Consider the following 15,694-nt stretch of genomic DNA (forward strand, 5'->3'; position numbering starts at 1 on the left):
CACGACAGCGGACATGCGTTCGCTTGACGCGGCGCGTGCCGGCGGCCGTCGCGCACCGCGCGAAGTCCTCGATCATCATCGGGGCCACGCCTGCATGCGAGATCCTCGGCTGAGCGAATCAACAGGAGCGCGGCAGGAACAGCATAGGCAACCGCCGCTCGACGTGTTCGCGATGCCGGCACGTTGCCCGCCATCCCTGTCCGATCATCTTTCCCCGACTGAACCGATGCTTGCTCGATCTCGCCGCGCTTGCCCCCGAGCGACGGTCTGACCTGCGCATATGGGCCGCGCGCTACGCGAGTGCGGCGATGCATTCCGAAATGCCCCAGCTTGGCGATTCCATCGGTTATTGGCGATATTGCCGAAATCATTCCGCTGATATCCAAAATCGGCGATGATCGATCGGCAATGCGAGGATATTTGGCTTGCCAAACAGATATCGATCGAACAAGGCCGTTTGATATCGCGTGGCGGACGTCGTTGAAACAACCCGATTCGCGCGGCATGTAGTCTCGCCTATGCGCATCGGGGATCGGGCCGAAGCAGTCGACGCATATCGAGACGAAAGCGGCGCGCGCTCATCCAGGCGATTTCGTGCGTGACGGGTCAAGGCATCGCCGGCGATGAACGGCTCGAAAACCGGAGACAAATCGCGAATTGACATGGACGTCGCGCTCCTGTCGACTGAAAGAGGCGATCGACCACGGCAGGTTCGTCTTTATTCGATTTTGAAAAGAGGATAACTTGAACGACACCCCATTCACGCCGGAAATTCGCGATGCGCAGGGCCCGAACGCCGAAGCCGCGGAGACGGCGGCTCGCGTGGCGGCGCAGGAAATCTACGTGTTCAACGGCGACGCGGACGGCTTGTGCGCGTTGCAGCAACTGCGGCTCGACGAGGGCGCGGGGACCTCGCTCGTGACGGGCGTCAAGCGCGACATTCAACTGCTGTCGCGCGTGTCGGCCGGACCGGGGTGCCGGGTCACGGTGCTCGACGTGTCCCATGACCGCAATCGCGGCGACGTCGCGCGAATCCTCGCGGCAGGCGCCGCGCTGCGTTACTTCGATCATCACTTCGCCGGCGAGCTGCCGAACCATCCGCGCTTTCACGCGTATATCGACACCGCGCCCGACGTCTGCACGAGCGTGCTCGTGGATCGCTACCTGCGGGGACGCCATGCGGGCTGGGCCGTCGTCGCGGCGTTCGGCGACGCGTTGCCTGACGTCGGCCGCGCGCTGGCGCGACAGCACGGCATCGCGTCCGGCGCAACCGAATTGCTCGCGCAATTGGGCCGTTGCCTGAACTACAACGCGTATGGCGAGGATCTCGGCGATCTGTATTTCTCGCCCCATGCGCTGGCCGACGCGATGCTGCCGTATGCGGACCCGCTCGACTTCATCGCCGGAACCGACGTGCTGCCGGTGCTGGCCGACGGCTACCGCGACGATCTGCTTCGCGCACGCTCGATCGAGCCGGCGTTCGACGTGCCCGGCGCGACAATGCTCGTGCTGCCCGCCGAGAAATGGGCGCGCCGCGTGAGCGGCGTGCTGGCGAACGAGCTGATGGCGGACGGCTCCGCCCGCGCGCTCGCGGTCCTGAGCCCGCGGCGCGACGGCGGCTACGTGGTGAGCGTGCGGGTGCCCGCCGGCAGTGCGGTCGGCGCCGACGATTTCTGCCGACTGTTCGACACCGGAGGCGGACGCAAGCTCGCGGCGGGAATCGACCGCCTTCCCGATGCCGACGTCGACCAGTTCGCCGCGCGCTTGCGGGCCACCTTCGCCCGCTGAGCCGCAGGCGGCCCGCGCGGCGCCGGTTCGTGCGGGGGAATAGCGCTGCGTGAAGCGTTGATTTTCAGCCGTGGTTTTCGAATACGAGAAGGGCTCGCCCACGAGCCTCGGACGACATGCATACCAAATATCGAGGGACGGCGCTCCGCCGAATGAAAATCGATTCGAAGCAAACGCGCGCGGTTGCGGCGATCGCGCTCGGCATCGCGCTGGCGCTGCCCGCGGCGGCCTGCGCCCAAGCGTTCTACGCGCTCGGCGACAGCCTGACCGACAACGGCCGCGTCGTCAGGTTGACCGGCATCCTGCCGAACGCGACGTCGACGATCTTTCGCAACGGCCGCTCGTCGAACGGCCCGGTGTGGGCCGAATACTTGCCGAGCCTGATCGGCGCGCGATTCGCGCCCGATGACGATTACGCGATCAACGGCGCGCTGAGCGGGCACGGCGGCTATCTCAACATCATCCCGACGCGCCCGACTTGGCGCTCGCTGCCCGGGTTCGTCGATCAGGTCGATCAACTGATCGCCGCGCATCCGCGCTTGCGGGGCGACGATCTGGTCGGCATCTGGATCGGCACCAACGACCAGGATCTGACCAAGGCGAGCCTGAACGGCATCGAGCCGTTTCTCGGCGTGCCCCGGCCGGCCAACATCGCGGAAATGAGCGCGTACACGCTCACGAACCTCAATGCGCAGGTGCGGCGGTTGATCGGGATCGGCGCGCGCCAGTTCGTGATCCTGAACTTGAACGACGCCAACGGCACGCGGCCCGGATATGTCGACTACAACGGCAAGCTGCCCGCGGATCTCGTGCAGTTCTCGCGGCAAGGTGTCAACGTTCACCTGTTCGACGTGTCGGGCCTGCTGAACCAGATGCGCCGCAATCCGTCCGCATACGGGCTGAACGACGCGCCGGACGTGCAATGCCGCCACGTGCCGTCCTGCAACGGCGGCGTCGTCGGCCTGCAAAACACCTATCTCACGGCGGACGGCACGCACATGATGACGAGCGTGCACGAGTACATCGCTCTCTACCTCGCGAATCAGCTGAATGCGCCGGCCGCGATCTCGACCGCGCCGGCGCTCGGGCTCGACGTCGCCCGGGCGAGCGCGCTGTCGGCGCTGAACATGACCGACAGCGGGCCGCTCGGTGCGCCGCGTGTCGCGCTGTCGGACAAGCTGTCGCTGTTCGCCGACGTCGGCTATACGCGCAACTTTCACGGCGCGGCAAACGGCATCGACGCGTTCGACAGCGATGTCGAGATGTTCTCGATCGGCGCCGACTACAAGCTGTCCGCTGAGTCGAGCGCCGGCGCGCTCTTTTCGAGCGGCAACGCGAGCGGCTCGATCGCCGGCGGGCAAGGGCGGATCGGGATGCATGCATACCGGCTCGGCTTCTATCATGCGTTCGACCGCGCCGGCCTGTTCGTGCGTTCGTACGTCGGCGCAGGCTGGAGCCAGTATCGGCTCGATCGCGGCGCCGTGCTGCCGGGGGCGATCAGCGCGCATACCACCGGCTTCGATTTCGGCGGGCTCGTCAAGGCCGGATTCCTGTTCCCGCTTGGCGGCGCGCGGCTTGGCCCCGTTGCCGACATCGGGTACGCGCAGCTCGTCACGCGCGGCTACGCGGAGGAGGGCGACCCGATCCTCGCGCAGGACGTCGGCGTGCAGCGGCTGAAGGGCGTAAGCGCCGGAGCGGGCGTGCGCTTCGCGGCGCCGCTCGCGGCGATCGGGCTGCGCGCCGGCGAGTTGTCCGCCGAGGCGCACCTGCGGCACGATGCGTTCGGCGACCGCACGCTCGTCACGGCCCAGCGTTATGCGCCCGGTCTGCCGATCAGCACGGCCGTCGATGGCGCGAGCGCGACCTATGAGCGGCTGTCGGTCGCGCTCACCGTGAATCCCGCGAAGCGGTGGCGGGGCAAGCTCGCCGTGCAGGCGGATCTCGGCAACGCGCAGCGCCGTTCGTACACGCTGCTCGCGCTGCTGGGCGGCACGTTCTGAGCGGGCGGCGCGAGCGCCGCGGCTAGTCGTCCGCGGCCGCGAAGCGCCGCGCCGCGCCGTGCGCGTCGCCGCCGACGAAGCGGATCGCGGCGAGCAGCGCGGCGGCCACGACGAGGCCGACGGCGCCGATGACGAGCACCGAGGGAAACGCGTTCGTCGCGGCGGTCACGAGCCCCGCGACCGGCAGGAACGCGGTCATCACCGACGTGGTCGCGCCGATGCCTTGCGCGAGCTGCCGCTCGGGGATCAGTTCGTAGCGCTTGTCGCGCAAGAAAATGCCGAAGAACGCACTGCCGACGATCAGCAGCCCGAACGCCACGCAGAAGAGCCACGCGCTCAGGTTCGCCGCCGACAGGACGGCGGCGAGGGCGAGGCACAGCACGCCGAGGCGCCCGAACCCGGCGGGGCGCAGATCCCTCGCGCAGCGCGGGATCACGATGCACAGCACGAACGAGATCGCGCCGCCCGCGAGATTGGGCATCGCGCTGTACGCGGCCGGCAGGCCGTACAGTCCGATCATCGTCGGCGCGATCAGCGACTGGAAGACCCCGAAGAAGACGTTCAGGAAGCCGCCCGCGAATGTGAGCGCAAGCAGCTTCACGTTGGTCGCGAGCGCGATGAAGCGCGCGCGTTCCGATGCGAGCGTCCAGCGGTCGGTGGCGGTCGCGAATAGCCGGGTGGTTGCGGCGCGCCAGGCGATCGACGCCGCGAACAACAGCCCGTAGCCGAGCGCGAGCGCGCCGATGGCCGCCCGCGCGGACAGTCCGGAAAAGGCGAGCGCGGCGACGCCCGGCCCCGCGAGCCGCGCGAGCGGCTCGAGCAGTTGAGAGCGCGTCTGGAAGCGCTGCAGGCCGGCGGGCGCGAGCCGCTGCGCGGCGGTGGCCTCGTAGTACACGAGGGACATGCCGGACAGCAGCGACACGACGCTCGACAGCATCCACCCGTAATGGGTCTTGCCGAGCAGCAGCCACGCCAGCATGAACGAGAGGCGCGAGCCCTCGACGGCGAATGCAAGCCGCTTGCCGACGCTTCTGTCGACGATCGAGCCGAACGTCGGCGAAAGCAGCGCGCGCGGCATGAATTCGACGAAATAGGCGATGCCGACCGCGAGCGTGCTGCCGCCGCTTTGCTGATAGACGAGCAGCGGCAACAGAAAGCCCTTCGCGTAGTCGAGCGCGAGCGTGGCGACGCGCAGGACAGTGAACGGGTAATCGTCGTTGCCGGCCGGTCGCGATGCGCGCATGGGGCGAGTCCGTTCTGACGGGTGGGGCGCGGGAAGGCGGCGGCGGGCGCGCGCCGCGCGAGGCGGCGCGCGGCCCGTCAGTCCTGGGTCGCGCCCTCCACATGCGCGTTCGACGGCATGTCGGGGCCGAGCGGCCTGAAGCGCGCCTTCAGGCGGCTCGACAGCGTATCGAGATACAGATAGATGACGGGCGTCGTCAACAGCGTGAGCACCTGGCTCACCAGAAGCCCGCCCACCATCGCGTAGCCGAGCGGCTGCCGCAGCTCCGATCCCATTCCGGGCGTGAACATGAGCGGCAGCGCGCCGAAGAGCGCGGTCATCGTCGTCATCATGATCGGCCGGAAGCGCAGCAGGCACGCGCTGCGGATCGCGTCGAACGACGTCATGTTCTGCTCGCGCGTCGCGGCGATCGCGAAGTCGACCATCATGATCCCGTTCTTCTTGACGATGCCGATGAGAAGAATCACGCCGATCAGCGCGATCAGGTTGAAGTCGTACTTGAACAGCCACAGCGTCGCGATCGCGCCGACGCCGGCCGACGGGAGCGTCGACAGGATCGTCCACGGATGGATGAAGCTGCCGTACAGCGCGCCGAGCACCAGATACGCGACGACGAGCGCGGACAGGATCAGCATCGGCATCGTCGCGAGCGTGCTCTGGAATGCCTGCGCGGTGCCCTGGAACGACCCGACGACGGCGGGCGGCATGCGCAGCGCGGCCTGCGCGGCCTCGATGGCGGCCGTGGCCTCGCCGAGCGAGACGCCGGGCGCGAGGTTGAAGCTGATCGTGACCGATGGGAAAAGCGACTGGTGATTGACCGACAGCGGCTGCACCGTGTCGGTCGTCCAGCGCGCGACCGACGACAGCGGCACCAGCGCGCCCGACGGCGATTTCATGTAGAGCTTGTCGAGCGTGCCCGGATCGCGCTGCAGCGACGGCAGCGTTTCCATGATGACCTTGTAGGTCGACAACTGCGTGAAGTACTGCGCGACCTGGCGCGAGCCGAACGCGTCGTACAGCGTGCCGTCGATCGCCTCGGGCGTGAGGCCGTAGCGCGCGGCCTGATCGCGGTCGATCGCGACGCTGAGCGCCGAGCCGTTCACCTGCTGGTCGCTCGCGACGTCGCGCAGCTGCGGTAGCACGGACAGCCGCGCGAGCAGGCGCGGCGCCCACTTCGTCAGCTCGCCGACGTCGGCGCTTTGCAGCGTCAGCTGGTACTGGGTGCGCGCGAGCCGCGCGCCGATGATCACGTCCTGCGCCGCCTGCAGGTACATGCGCACGCCGGGCACTTTCGCGAATTGCGGCCGCAGCCGGCGGATCACCTCGTCGGCGGTGGCGTCGCGCTGATCGCGCGGCTTGAGCGTGATGTACCAGCGGCCGTTGTTCACGGTCGTGCCCGCATACGCGCTGCCGCCCACCGCCATCTGGCAATGCTCGACGGCCGGGTCGGCGCGGATGATCGCGGCGAGTGCCATCGAGTGGCGGGCCATGTCCTCGACGGAAATGGTCTGTGCGGCTTCGGAAACGCCGGTGATCACGCCCGTGTCCTGCTGCGGGAAGAAGCCTTTCGGAATCCCGACGTAGAGGAACACGGAAGCCGCGACCGACGCGAAGAACGCGCACAGCGTGACGAAACGGTGCCGCAGCGCGACGTCGAGCGCGCGCTCGTACGCGGCCGCCATCCGCGCGAACGCGCGCTCGAAGAGCCCGGGGCGCGGCGCACGGCCGTCGTCGCGGCGATTCGCGCGCAGCAGGTACGACGCCATCATCGGCGTGAGCGTGAGCGAGACGAATGCGGACACGAGAATCGTCATCGACAGCGTGACGGCGAACTCGCGGAACATGCGGCCGATGATGCCGCCCATCAGCAACAGCGGCAGCAGCACCGCGACGAGCGAGATGCTGATCGACGCGATCGTGAAGCTCGTTTCGCTCAGCCCCTTGAGCGCCGCCTGCAGCGGCCGCTCGCCCGCCTCGACGTGGCGCGCGATGTTCTCGACCATCACGATCGCGTCGTCGACGACGAAGCCGACCGCGATCGTCATCGCCATCAGCGAGATGTTGTCGAGGCTGTACCCGCACACCCACATCAGCGCGCACGCGCCGAACAGCGAGACCGGCACCGTGACGGCCGGGATAATCGTCGTGCGCACGCTGCCGAGAAACGCGTAGATCACGACGACGACGAGCACGACGTTCAGCAGCAGCGTGAGCTCGATGTCGAGCAGCGACGCGCGGATCGTCTGCGTGCGGTCCGCTAGCACGGCGATCTTCAGCGACGGCGGCAGCGACGCCTCGAGCTCGGGCAGCCTGGCGCGGATCTTGTCGACGGTCTCGACGGTGTTCGCGCCGGGCTTCTTGTAGACGCCGACCGAAATCGCGCGCTTGCCGTCGATCCATGCGGCAAGCGTGTTGTCCTCGGGGCCGAGCACCGCTTGCCCGATGTCCCGGATGCGCACCGGCGTGCCGTCCCGGTACGCGACGATCGCGTCGTTCCACTGCGCCGGATCGGTCAGCTGTCCGTTCGTGTAGATCGTGTACGAGCGCGTCGTGCCGTTGAACACGCCTTTCGGATTCACGCCCGACAGGCCCGACAGCGCGCGGCGCACCTCCTCGGACGACAGGCCGCGCGACGCGAGCTTGACCGGGTCGAGCTGGATGCGGATCGACGGCTTCTGTTGCCCGCCGATCGACACGCTGCCGACGCCGTCGATCTGGCTCAGGCTTTTCGTCAGCCGCGTCTCGACATAGTCGTCGATCGTCGTGAGCGGCAGTGTCGGCGATATCGCGCTCAGCAGCATGATCGGCGAGTCGGCCGGATTGACCTTCTGGAACGTCGGCGGCGAGGGAAGGTCCGCCGGCAGTTGCGCGGCCGCCGCGTCGATCGCGGACTGCACGTCGTTGGCGGCCGCGTCGATGCTGCGATCGAGACTGAATTGCAGCACGATCGACGTCGAGCTGAGCGTGCTTTGCGACGTCATCTGCGTGACGTACGGTATCTTCGAGAACTGCGTCTCGAGCGGCTGCGCGAGCGTCGACGCGACCGAAACCGGATCGGCGCCGGGCAGCACGGCCGAGACCTGGATGGTCGGGAACTCGACCTGCGGCAGTGGCGCGACGGGCAAATGGAAATACGCGGCCACGCCCGCGAACAGGATGCCCGCCGTCATCAGGCAGGTGGCGACCGGGTAGCGGATGAACACCGCGAACAGGTTCTTGCTCATGATCGGTGCGCGTCCGTCGCGGCCGCGGCCGCCGCTTCGCGGCCCGCCGCCCGCGCGCCGTCGCCCGTCGCGCCGGCGTCATCGTCGCGCGCCGGCATCATCGTCGCGGCGACGCGCGCGCCGTCCTGCAGCCGGTACTGGCCCTGCACGACGACGCGCTCACCGGCGCGCAGGCCGTTCGCGACGGCCGTGTAGCCGTGCACCCGATGCGATACCTGGACCGGCCGCACCGCGACCTTGTCGCCGGCGCCGATCACGTAGACGAAGCTGCCGTCCGGCCCGATCTGGATCGCGTCCTCCGGCACCGCCGTCGCGTTTCGCAGCACGTCGACGACGGTGCGGATCATCACCGACTGTCCCGGCCACAGCGCGCCGTCGGCATTCTCGAACACCGCTTTCATCCGGACCACGCCGCTGCCCGGATCGACGCGGTTCTCGATCGTGCTCAGGCGTCCGTGCGACAGCACCGCCGCGCCGTCCGTGCTCAGCGCGACGGCCTCGACCGCGCCGCGCCGCAGCGCCGCCTGGATCGCCGGCAGCGCGTCCTGCGATTGGGAATAGATCGCGGTGATCGGCGAGGTCGTGACGAGCGTGAGCAGCGCGGTGTCGTTGGCCTTCACGAGGTTGCCCTGGTCGACGAGCCGAAACCCGACGCGCCCGGAGATGGGCGCTCGGATCGTCGTGTAATCGACGGCCACGCGGGCGTTCTGCACGGCGGCCTGGTCGCCGCGAATCTGTGCGTGCAGTTCGTCGACGCGCGCCTTCCACGTATCCAGCATCTGCTTCGGCGCCGCGTTCACTTCGGCAAGCCGCTGATGGCGCTCGAGCTCGAGCCGGGCGTTCGCGAGCGTCGCCTTGTCTTGCTCGAGCTTCGCGGCGGCCTGATCGGCGGCTGCCTGGAGCGCCCGGCGGTCGATCTCGATGAGCACGTCGCCCGCATGCACGTGCTGGCCTTCCCGGAACCGCACGCTCGTGATCTGGCCGTCGACCTGGCTCCGCACGGTCACGTCGTACTGCGGCGTGACGGAGCCGACCCCGGTCAGGTAGACGGGCAGGTTCATCGTGCCGACGACGGCCGCCGTGACGGGAATCGCGGCGTCGGCCTGCTTCGCGGCGGCGGCGCGCGCGTCGGCTGAAGGTTTGGCGAGCCACGCGGCAAGCGTGATCGCGACGAGCGATATCAGTGCGAGCGCAACGAGTTGACGGCGTGTGACAAAAGGCATGGGCATGCGGGTTGGCGTACAAATGGATGCGGCCGGCATCGCGGCGCGATGTCGGCGTCGGTGAACGGACGGAGGTATGTTCGGGCGCAAGCGTCACGGCCGGGGCGACGTGATGGCGCCGGCCGAACGGGGATCGGAGGCCGGGCGTTGCGGGTTCGCCCGGCGCCGTTCGACGCGCGCGCCGGCAAGCGCCGGCGGCGCTGCGTTTCGATCGATTCGCCGGGGGCGAAGTCCTTCATTTTCAGGCGAATATCTCCTCCGCGCGCAAAACCGTCCCGCGCGCGGAATAACCAGCCGTTGGCCGCCTGTTCGATCGACCCGGATTTCATGTCGAGCCTGTCCGGAACAGGAATCTCAAAATAACGATCCTTCGCGAATGACGCGCAAAACACTCGCTTTGCGGGGCGCGCATTTTGTTTTCCAGTTCAATTGATCGAATGCCGTGCGATGAAATAGGGCCATATATATAAAATCGCCCGGGCGAGCAATTGCATTCATTCTCATCCTCGAATCAAATCGCATGGCGAGCGGATCTGGCCGGGCGAATGCGATGAATGCGCCGATTTTTTTCAAATCGCGCACGACCGATTCGCCGGGCATGACTCGGCGATCTTCACGCCCGTATTTCGACGGGCACGGGAACGGGAAAACGGCGAACCTGCTCTGCGGCTATGACATGCACGCATGCCGACGACGCCCGTTCGTCACGATCGACGACGAGCGTTCGGCGCGCGCGGGCGTTTGCCGATATCGACGGAAAAGGAATTGCCGCTCGCTGCAAACGAGCGCGCGGAGGGGCGTATCTGGATTGACCCGCCAAGCGTCCGGCGGGAGCGGGACCAGGTCGGGGCAAGCAGCTTCGGGACGTCGATGAACCTCGGAATTCATGTCGCGCCTTTCTACTGGAGAGGGATGACTGAGATGGCCCGGCCATGGCCATAGCTACCGTTGCGGATCGGCGGGCGTCGCGTGTTGCGCGCCACGTGGCTTCTCGAGCGCGGGCGGAGGTGCAGCGATTTGCGTCCCGCCTTCTGGGAGGCGGTGGGCGCATGTATCCGCGCGCTTGCCATCATGTCTCGATCACACTCGGGTTGTGGCATTCAACAGGACCTGGCGGCTTTTGTCAAGCTAATGCATATCGATATGAATTGCAGTGATGACGTTGAAATATTGCTCCGCATGCAAGCCCAAAAAAACGGGATGATTCCGAGATTAATTCATCAGATAGTGGGATTCCGTATTTTTGAGGTGCCAAATATTTTCTATATGAACTGCAAAAATAAGCACTTGCGCAGTAAGAATAAGTAATGTAAAAACACGCTGACCGCGAGACGATTCAGAAAATCGGTCGCTTTTTTCGTAGCGCCGCAGAAGATCAAAATACGACATCCGAGGGCGCATGCGTGTTTTGCATGCGCGTGTCAAAACGATTAAATGACGACGTCCATGAGAGAGCGTAGACGCGGTATTGCTTTTATGCGGTCCTGCCATGATTTTCTGCGGACATCGGAATTGTCCGTCGCGGCAGTAAACAGCCTGCGGCGCACCATCGCGCCGTCGCATCGGGTGCTCGACCTGTGCGGATCGGGCGCGGCCGGCCTGCTGGCGTTGCATTACGGCGCGAAGCGGGTGGTGGCGCTTGCGGCCGATGCCGCGCCGCTCGTTCGGGCCCAGGCCGAGGCGAATGGCCTCGACAGGCGGATATCGTTCGTCGACGCCGACCGGGCCGCGATACTCGCCGCTCGGGAAGGGCGGTTCGACGTCGTGCTGGGGCTCGCGCCCGGCGAGCGCGCGGGGCTCGATCCGCATTACGGCTTTCGGCTCGACGAATTCGCCCGGCGGTTCGGCACGGCGAACGTCGCCGTCGTGCCCAACGGCGTGCGCTACGGCGCGCAACTCGTCGAATGGGGCGATGCGGCGCGGCTCGAGGCGGACGTCGCGATGAAAAAGCGCATCCTCGAATCGCGTTATGAAGTCGCGCTCGACGCGGTGCTCGAAAAGATGGCCGATACGGCCGCGCCGCGCGGCCGCGTGCGCGCCGATGCGCTGCGCGCGCTCTGCGCGCCGCAACCGTTTCTGACTTGCCGCCCCGGCGATTGCGGCGGAAACGGCGCGGCGGTGCCCGTGCAAGTCGAGTTGACCGCCGCGCACGGCGGCCGCGCCGACGGCGTGGTGTGGACGCAGGAACTGATACACGACGGCATCGTCATCGAGCGAATCCAGGGATGCAGCTGGCTCGACGAACGCGTCGATCTCGACGCGGGTGAAGCGATCGCGGTGCCCGTCGCCGACATGGCGCGGGCGGTGCCGTTCGACGGCGGGGAAACGTCGCCGCAGCTCGCGCCCGCGATGCGCGCGTCGGGCGCGCCCGCGCCGCTCGTCTTTTGGTTGACCGGCATCTCGGGGGCGGGCAAGACGACGATCGCGGCGTGCTTCAAGCGGCATGCGGACGCCGATGCGTGGCCCACCGTCGTGCTCGACGGCGACACGCTGCGCGGCGGTCTGAACGCGGATCTCGGCTTCTCCGACGCGGATCGCGCGGAAAACGTGCGCCGCATCGCCGAAGTCGCGGCGCTGATGGCCGACACGGGGCTGCTCGTCGTCGTCTCGTGCATTTCGCCCAAGCGATCGTTTCGCGAAACGGCGCGCGGAATCGTCGGCGCCGAGCGCTTCGTCGAGGTGTTCGTCGATACGCCGCCCGAGGTCGCGGAGGCGCGCGATCCGAAAGGGCTGTACCGGCGCGCGCGCGCGGGGTTGATCGCGTCTTTCACCGGGGTCGATTCCGGCTACGAGCCGCCGCCGAATCCGCAATTGCGCATCGATACGACGACGCACGACGTCGAGGCCGCGACGCAGATGCTGCGCCGCTGCTACATCGACGCGCGCCTGTCCGCCGAGCGCGCGGCCGCGGCCGAGGCCGTGGCGTAACGCCGCCGCGCGGTGCCTTCTGTCGTCGACAGCGAATAGCGAGACCAACGATGAGCGTTCATGACATGACTCGTGCGAACGATAGCGCACCGGTTCGAGCGGATCGATTCGGCCGGCATTTTGCGACGGCGGCCGCGGCCGAGATCGCCGCCGCCGATTCGCTGACCGCGCGATTCGCCGACGTGGCCGCGCGCCGAGGCGATGCGCTCGCGGTGACGTGCGGCGACGAACGCTGGACGTACGGCGCGCTTGCGGCGCGCGCGCGCCGCATCGCCGAAGCGGTTCGCGCGGCGGGCGAGGCGGGCGGCGAGCCGGTCGCGCTCCTCTATCCGCACGGCGCGCCGATGATCGCCGCGATGTTCGGCGTGCTCGGCGCCGGCAAGTTCTACGTTCCGTTGATCGCCGATCATCCGCTGCCGCACCTGCAGTCGATCGTGCGCGAGTGCGGCTGCCGGATCGTGCTCGCCGCGCCCGAGCTCGCCGAGACGGCGGCGCGTCTCGGCGTCGCGGCGCGCGTCATCGACGACGCGGCCCTGCCGGAAGCGGACGCTCCGCTGGACGCGCGCGACGGCGATGCGGTCTCGTACCTGCTGTTCACGTCCGGCACGACCGGCGTGCCGAAGGGCGTGATGCAGTGCGACCGCAACGTGCTGCACCACGCCGCGTGCTATGCGTCGTCGATCGGCCTGAACGACGAGGACCGGATGACGCTGTTGCCGTACTACGGCTTCGACGCGTCGGTGATGGACATCTTCGCCACGCTGCTCACGGGCGCGAGCCTGCATTTATGGGACGTGCGCGAGCGCGGCGTCGACGGCATCGGCGCATGGCTCGCGCGCGAGCGCATGACGATCTGGCATTCGACGCCGAGCGTGCTGCGCGCCGCGTTCCCCGCCTTCGCGCGGCCGGCCGCGCTGCGCTGGGCCGTGCTGGGCGGGGAGGCGGCGACGGGCGGCGACGTCGCGCTCGTCGCGCGGCACGGCGGCCCGCAATGCCGGTTGCTCAACGGCCTGGGACCGACCGAATGCACGACGGCGCTGCAGTACGTGGCCGATCCCGCCGCCGACACGGGCGTCGCGCGTCTGCCGGTCGGCCGCCCGGTGCCGGGCGTCGAGGTCGCGCTGCTCGATGCGCAAGGCGAAATCTGCGCGACCGAGGGCGAGCTCGCGATCGTCAGCCCCTTCGTCGCGCTCGGATACTGGGGGCGTGCGGACCTGAGCGCCGAGCGCTTCGGCGAGACCGCTCGCCCGGACGGCGCGCGGCGGTATCGCACGGGCGATCTGCTGCGGATGAACGCGCGCGGCTGCTACGAGCATCTGACGCGGGTCGACGATCAGATCAAGATCCGCGGCTTGCGCGTGGAGTTGGGTGAAATCCAGGCGACGATCGGCGCGCACGACGACGTGCTGCAGGCGGTCGTGCTGCCGCGTCCGGACGACCTCACGCAGCAGCAGACGATCGTCGCCTACGTCGTGCTGCGCGCGGGGGCGGCCGGCGTCGCGGCGCTGCGCGAGTACGTCGCGGGCCGCCTGCCCGCGTACATGGTGCCGCGCGCGATCGTTCGGCTCGACGCGATGCCGCTGCTGCCCAACGGCAAGCTGAATCGTCGCGCGTTGCCGGCGCCGCCGCGAGCCGACGCGGCGGCGGGCGAGCGCAAGGGGCCGCGCACGCCGCTGCATCGGCTGCTCGCCGCGTGCTGGGCCGACGTGCTGCGACGCGACGCGGTCGGCATCGACGAGAACTTCTTCGAGCTCGGCGGCGATTCGCTGCTCGGCGCGCAGTTGCTGTCGCGCGTGAAGCGCGACCTCGAGCTCGACGCGCGGCTCGGCGACCTGTTCCGTCATCCGACGGTCGAGACGCTGGCCGAACACCTGCTGGCTTCCCGATGACCGGCCTCGCGGCCGCGGACATTTCGATGCGATCAACCGATTCAGCGAGACGGACATGACCGACAGCGCGCAGGACAGCATCGACGAAGCAACGCGGCCCCCGCGCGTCTCGTGGCTCGCGACGCTGCGCGGTCCGTTTGCGTACCGCACGTTCGCTTCGATCTGGATCGCGAGCCTCGTCGGCAACATCGGCGGATCGATTCAGACGGTTGCGGCGTCGTGGCTGATGACGTCGATGGCGCCGTCGCCGGCGATGGTCTCGCTCGTGCAGACGGCGTTCACGCTGCCGATCGCGCTGTTCGCGCTGATGTCGGGCGTCGCCGCCGATGCGTGGGATCGCCGCACGGTGATGCTGCTGTCGCAGGCGCTGATGTTCTCGGTCGCGCTGTGCCTGGTCGCGCTCGCGGTCGCGGGCGCGATGACGCCGATGCGCCTGCTCGTGTGCATGTTCGTCGGCGGCTGCGCGGGCGCGATGTTCCAGCCCGCGTGGCAGTCCGCCGTGACCGAGCAGGTGCCGGCGCACGAGCTGTCCGCGGCGATCGCGCTCGACAGCTTCTCGATGAACTTCGCGCGCACCGCCGGGCCGGCCCTGGGCGGCTTCGTCGTCGCATCGGTGTCGCCGAATGCGGCGTTCGTTCTCAGCGCACTGTCGTACGCGGGTCTCATCTACGTGCTGTCGCGGTCGATTCGCGGAGCCGCCGCGAGAACGCCCGCGCGGGCGCGTCTCGCGACGATGCTGATGCAGGGCGTTCGCTATTGCTGCCGCACGCCCGGCATTCGCGGCACGTTGATTCGCAGCAGCCTGTTCGGGTTGCTCGGCAGCCCCGTCTGGGCGCTGCTGCCGCTCTTCGCGAAGACGCAGTTCGGCGGCGAGGCGCGCACCTACGGAATCCTGCTCGCATCGTTCGGCGCGGGCGCGGCGTCCGGCGCGCTGGGCGGCGCGGCATGGCGCGCGCGACTCGGCCGCGAGGCGCTGATCCGGCTGTGCACGCTCACGTTCGCCGCCGGCATGCTGGCGACGGCGTGGAGCCCGTGCCAGGCGGTCGCGATGCTCGGCCTCGCCGTCGCGGGCGGGAGCTGGGTCGTGGTCGTGTCGACCTACAACCTCACGATTCAGATGGCGTCGCCTGCGTGGGTGGCGGGGCGATCGCTGTCGCTGTTTCACTCGTTCATCGTCGGCGGGCTGTCGATCGGCAGTTACCTGTGGGGCGTCGCCGCAACGGGCAGTTCGATCAACTCGGCATTCGCGGTATCGGCGCTGATGATGGCCGCGTCGGCGTGTCTCGCGGCATGGCTGCCGTTGCCGACGCGCGAGGCGATCGACGAGCGCGCGCACGGCGAGCCGCAACGGACATGAACGGCGGAGCGCGCGCCGAATGCGGATCGAGCGCGACGGCGC

The 15,694-nt window shown here is 68.3% G+C and carries 10 protein-coding genes; 5 read left to right on the forward strand and 5 right to left on the reverse strand.

Annotation, left to right across the window (positions count from 1 at the left end; all coding sequences use genetic code 11):
- Positions 1 to 367 precede the first annotated feature (367 nt).
- The gene (locus BTH_RS33885; protein ID WP_226805905.1) at positions 368 to 664 is read right to left on the reverse strand and encodes a hypothetical protein; all 297 of its coding nucleotides are present in this window, start codon (positions 662 to 664) and stop codon (positions 368 to 370) included.
- Between the two features lie 80 nt (positions 665 to 744).
- Here BTH_RS33885 and BTH_RS22170 point away from each other — a divergent pair, with 80 nt between their 5' ends.
- Together BTH_RS22170 and BTH_RS22175 are read left to right on the forward strand one after the other, a co-directional pair.
- Positions 745 to 1,788, forward strand: a complete 1,044-nt coding sequence (locus BTH_RS22170; RefSeq protein WP_009890300.1) for a DHH family phosphoesterase — start codon at positions 745 to 747, stop codon at positions 1,786 to 1,788.
- 152 nt (positions 1,789 to 1,940) lie between these two features.
- Complete coding sequence (locus BTH_RS22175; protein ID WP_009909087.1) at positions 1,941 to 3,788, forward strand: autotransporter domain-containing esterase; 1,848 nt, start codon at positions 1,941 to 1,943, stop codon at positions 3,786 to 3,788.
- Between the two features lie 22 nt (positions 3,789 to 3,810).
- Here BTH_RS22175 and BTH_RS22180 read toward each other — a convergent pair whose 3' ends face one another.
- From BTH_RS22180 to BTH_RS34600, 4 genes are all read right to left on the reverse strand, one after another.
- Positions 3,811 to 5,031 carry a hypothetical protein gene (locus BTH_RS22180; RefSeq protein ID WP_009890302.1) on the reverse strand — a complete coding sequence of 407 codons (1,221 nt, stop codon included), beginning with the start codon at positions 5,029 to 5,031 and terminating at the stop codon, positions 3,811 to 3,813.
- Positions 5,032 to 5,108: 77 nt separating this feature from the next.
- Complete coding sequence (locus tag BTH_RS22185; RefSeq protein WP_009890303.1) at positions 5,109 to 8,255, reverse strand: efflux RND transporter permease subunit; 3,147 nt, start codon at positions 8,253 to 8,255, stop codon at positions 5,109 to 5,111.
- Entirely contained in the window at positions 8,252 to 9,478 is a 1,227-nt protein-coding gene (locus BTH_RS22190) for an efflux RND transporter periplasmic adaptor subunit (protein WP_009890304.1), read from the reverse strand. The genes BTH_RS22185 and BTH_RS22190 overlap by 4 nt, the downstream gene beginning before the upstream one ends.
- Positions 9,479 to 9,832: 354 nt before the next feature.
- Positions 9,833 to 10,078: a hypothetical protein gene (locus BTH_RS34600; RefSeq protein ID WP_127446391.1), complete on the reverse strand. Its 246-nt coding sequence runs from the start codon at positions 10,076 to 10,078 to the stop codon at positions 9,833 to 9,835.
- 876 nt (positions 10,079 to 10,954) lie between these two features.
- Here BTH_RS34600 and cysC point away from each other — a divergent pair.
- From cysC to BTH_RS22205, 3 genes are read left to right on the forward strand one after another with little or no spacing between them, the layout of a single operon-like run.
- Positions 10,955 to 12,406: an adenylyl-sulfate kinase gene (gene cysC, locus BTH_RS22195; protein WP_395948288.1), complete on the forward strand. Its 1,452-nt coding sequence runs from the start codon at positions 10,955 to 10,957 to the stop codon at positions 12,404 to 12,406.
- A gap of 50 nt (positions 12,407 to 12,456) precedes the next feature.
- Positions 12,457 to 14,295: a non-ribosomal peptide synthetase gene (locus BTH_RS22200; protein WP_009890307.1), complete on the forward strand. Its 1,839-nt coding sequence runs from the start codon at positions 12,457 to 12,459 to the stop codon at positions 14,293 to 14,295.
- A 55-nt stretch (positions 14,296 to 14,350) separates the two neighbouring features.
- Positions 14,351 to 15,652: an MFS transporter gene (locus BTH_RS22205; RefSeq protein WP_009890309.1), complete on the forward strand. Its 1,302-nt coding sequence runs from the start codon at positions 14,351 to 14,353 to the stop codon at positions 15,650 to 15,652.
- The last annotated feature ends 42 nt before the right edge of the window (positions 15,653 to 15,694 follow it).

This window comes from Burkholderia thailandensis E264, assembly GCF_000012365.1.
GTDB lineage: Bacteria > Pseudomonadota > Gammaproteobacteria > Burkholderiales > Burkholderiaceae > Burkholderia > Burkholderia thailandensis.

Coding starts and splice junctions, on each gene's coding strand:
- cysC (WP_395948288.1), top strand. CDS start 10,955: ATGCGGTCCTGCCATGATTTTCTGCGGACATCGGAATTGTCCGTCGCG.
- BTH_RS22205 (WP_009890309.1), top strand. CDS start 14,351: ATGACCGACAGCGCGCAGGACAGCATCGACGAAGCAACGCGGCCCCCG.
- BTH_RS22200 (WP_009890307.1), top strand. CDS start 12,457: ATGAGCGTTCATGACATGACTCGTGCGAACGATAGCGCACCGGTTCGA.
- BTH_RS22190 (WP_009890304.1), bottom strand. CDS start 9,478: ATGCCTTTTGTCACACGCCGTCAACTCGTTGCGCTCGCACTGATATCG.
- BTH_RS22175 (WP_009909087.1), top strand. CDS start 1,941: ATGAAAATCGATTCGAAGCAAACGCGCGCGGTTGCGGCGATCGCGCTC.
- BTH_RS33885 (WP_226805905.1), bottom strand. CDS start 664: ATGTCAATTCGCGATTTGTCTCCGGTTTTCGAGCCGTTCATCGCCGGC.
- BTH_RS34600 (WP_127446391.1), bottom strand. CDS start 10,078: ATGCCCGGCGAATCGGTCGTGCGCGATTTGAAAAAAATCGGCGCATTC.
- BTH_RS22185 (WP_009890303.1), bottom strand. CDS start 8,255: ATGAGCAAGAACCTGTTCGCGGTGTTCATCCGCTACCCGGTCGCCACC.
- BTH_RS22180 (WP_009890302.1), bottom strand. CDS start 5,031: ATGCGCGCATCGCGACCGGCCGGCAACGACGATTACCCGTTCACTGTC.